We start from the raw sequence: 2,278 nt of genomic DNA on the forward strand, positions 1-2,278 counted from the left end.
GAAATTCGCCTTGATATTGGGGAAGTAGCAGAAGTTTCCCAAGCGGAAGTTTATTACGATACTCAAGGAAGGATGACGAGCAGCCAATTAGTAAAACAAGATAGTTATCGCTCTTTGGAAACTCATCATCAACAAGTATGTGTCGCTCATATCGAACCGCCTGGACAAACAGGAATAGACCGAATACAGGCACAATTTGAAGTCAATGAACAACGGGTATTAGTAGTGACGGTAAAGGATTTATTGACGGGAAAAATGTTAGTTAAGAGGGGAGCGATCGCTAAACTCAAATAATCTCCTCTCTGCGCCTCAGCGGTTCGTTGAAAAAATCACCGTAATTTGGTAAATTGTAATGCCAGAAAATCATAATCAACCTAGAGAATATGATGCTGTGTTGGGTGGACAAGTAGCACCACCTGTTGATGGTGTTGTTTTAGGTGGAATAGAGGGTGTTAAAAGGCGTTTAGCTAGTGCATCTTCTGAACAAAAAATTGCAGCGCTAGCAGATGCACTAAAGTACGGGGAAGCAGGTTTAAAATTACTAATTCAAACTTTGACAGATGTATCACCAGAAGTACAGCAAACCGCAGAAAATTTGCTTTTCCACCATCGAAAAGAACCAAGAGTAAAACAAGCACTACATAAGTATAATCCTAGGTTAGTGTTTGAATGTTTGCAAACAATAAGTGGATACACACATAATGTTCATACCGTAGTCATCAGCCCCGATGGGCAAACTATTTTTAGTTGCAGTGATGACAACACAATTCGACTATGGAGTTTATCACAAAGACAGGAAATTTATATTTTGCGAGGACATTCCAAAGGAGTAAGTTCTATTGCTATTCACCCTAATGGGCGGATTCTCGCAAGCGGTAGTTATGATGAGACAATTAAACTTTGGGATATTCAGACAAAACAAGAACTCATTACAATCACAGCACACTCTGGTGGAGTTCATGCGATCGCCATTAGTCCAGATGGCCGGACTTTAATTAGTGGTGGTGCAGACAATACTGTTAAGGTATGGGATTTGCAGACAGGAAATTTACTTCGCACCTTAACTGGTCATTCAGGAGCTATTTATGCAGTTACTTTTCACCCTGATGGACAAACTATTGTAAGTCAAAGTGATGATAAAACTCTAAAGCTATGGCATTTTGATACAGGAATAAAACTTTGTACTCTCCCCACTAGATGTTCAGGTGGGCGTACATCTTTAGCCTTTAGCCCCGATGGGCAGATATTAGTTAGTGCCTGTCGTGAAACACTAAAGCTATGGGATTGCTCAACAAGACAGGAACTTCACGTTTTGCACGGATATTTAGAAAATATTAAATCTCTTACCTTCAGTCCAGGAGGAATTGATAGCTTTGCTATTAGTTCTTATGGTCAATTACTTGCTTGTAATAGTACAAATCAATGGATGATATTAATGTGTGATTTACAAGAAAAAGAACAATTCAATACACTGAAAAAACCTCATGATAGTGCTTATAGTCATTGCCTTGCACTGATACCAAATCAAAAAATTCTTGTCGATGCTAATCTTCATCTTCTTGATGTATGGAATTTGAATACAGGAAGACTAACGACGCGTACTCTAACAGCACATTCTCAGAATTTTCAGTCTATTGCAATTAGTGCAGATGGAGAAACTTTAGTTACTGGTGATAGTAACAGTATAATTAAAGTTTGGGTTTTGCCTACAAGAGAGGAAAAACTTACCATAGATGCACAATCAGGTAGTATTCTGTGTGTTGCTATCAGTCCAGATGGACGGAATCTAATCAGTGGTTGTGAGGATGGCACTATCAAACTATGGAACTTACAGACAGGACGGGAAAAAGCCATCTTCAATGGACATACAGATGGGGTTTATTTTGTCGCTATTAGCACTGATGGGCAAACTCTGATTAGCGGTAGTGTAGATGGGACTATTAAAGTATGGAGAATGCCATAAGGGTAGAAAAAAGTGCGATCGCACTTCTGTAATTGAAAATAATTATCCCATAGAAAGCGTATTTATGAAATTAGGTGATTGTGGCGATCGCACTCAATAATTCCATCATATAAAAAGTAAAAACACGATGTCAAAAAATTCCAATCGCCCAACAGTTTATGATGCTGTCCTTGGTGGTCAAGAAAAAGCGCCTCCTGGTGCTGTAGTCTTAGGAGGACTAGAAGGTGTTAAAAGACGGTTGGCAAATCCGGTAGTTGAACAAAGAATCGCTGCACTAGAAGAAGCACTCAAGTATGGCGAAGCAGGTTTGGAATT

Annotated in this window: 2 protein-coding genes and 2 pseudogenes; all 4 read left to right on the forward strand. The window is 39.2% G+C overall.

Going from position 1 to position 2,278, the window contains the following annotated elements; genetic code table 11:
- Positions 1-294, forward strand: a pseudogene (locus CDG77_RS34590) (Hsp70 family protein); the annotation flags it as partial.
- Between the two features lie 58 nt (positions 295-352).
- Positions 353-1,963 carry a WD40 repeat domain-containing protein gene (locus CDG77_RS34595; protein WP_094333619.1) on the forward strand — a complete coding sequence of 537 codons (1,611 nt, stop codon included), beginning with the start codon at positions 353-355 and terminating at the stop codon, positions 1,961-1,963.
- Positions 1,932-2,063, forward strand: a complete 132-nt coding sequence (locus tag CDG77_RS38825) for a hypothetical protein (RefSeq protein WP_262985202.1) — start codon at positions 1,932-1,934, stop codon at positions 2,061-2,063. Before CDG77_RS34595 ends, CDG77_RS38825 begins: the two co-directional genes overlap by 32 nt.
- 27 nt (positions 2,064-2,090) lie before the next feature.
- Positions 2,091-2,278 (forward strand): annotated as a pseudogene (locus CDG77_RS34600) (STM4015 family protein); the annotation flags it as partial.

Source organism: Nostoc sp. 'Peltigera membranacea cyanobiont' 213 (assembly GCF_002245975.1).
Taxonomy (GTDB): Bacteria; Cyanobacteriota; Cyanobacteriia; order Cyanobacteriales; family Nostocaceae; genus Nostoc.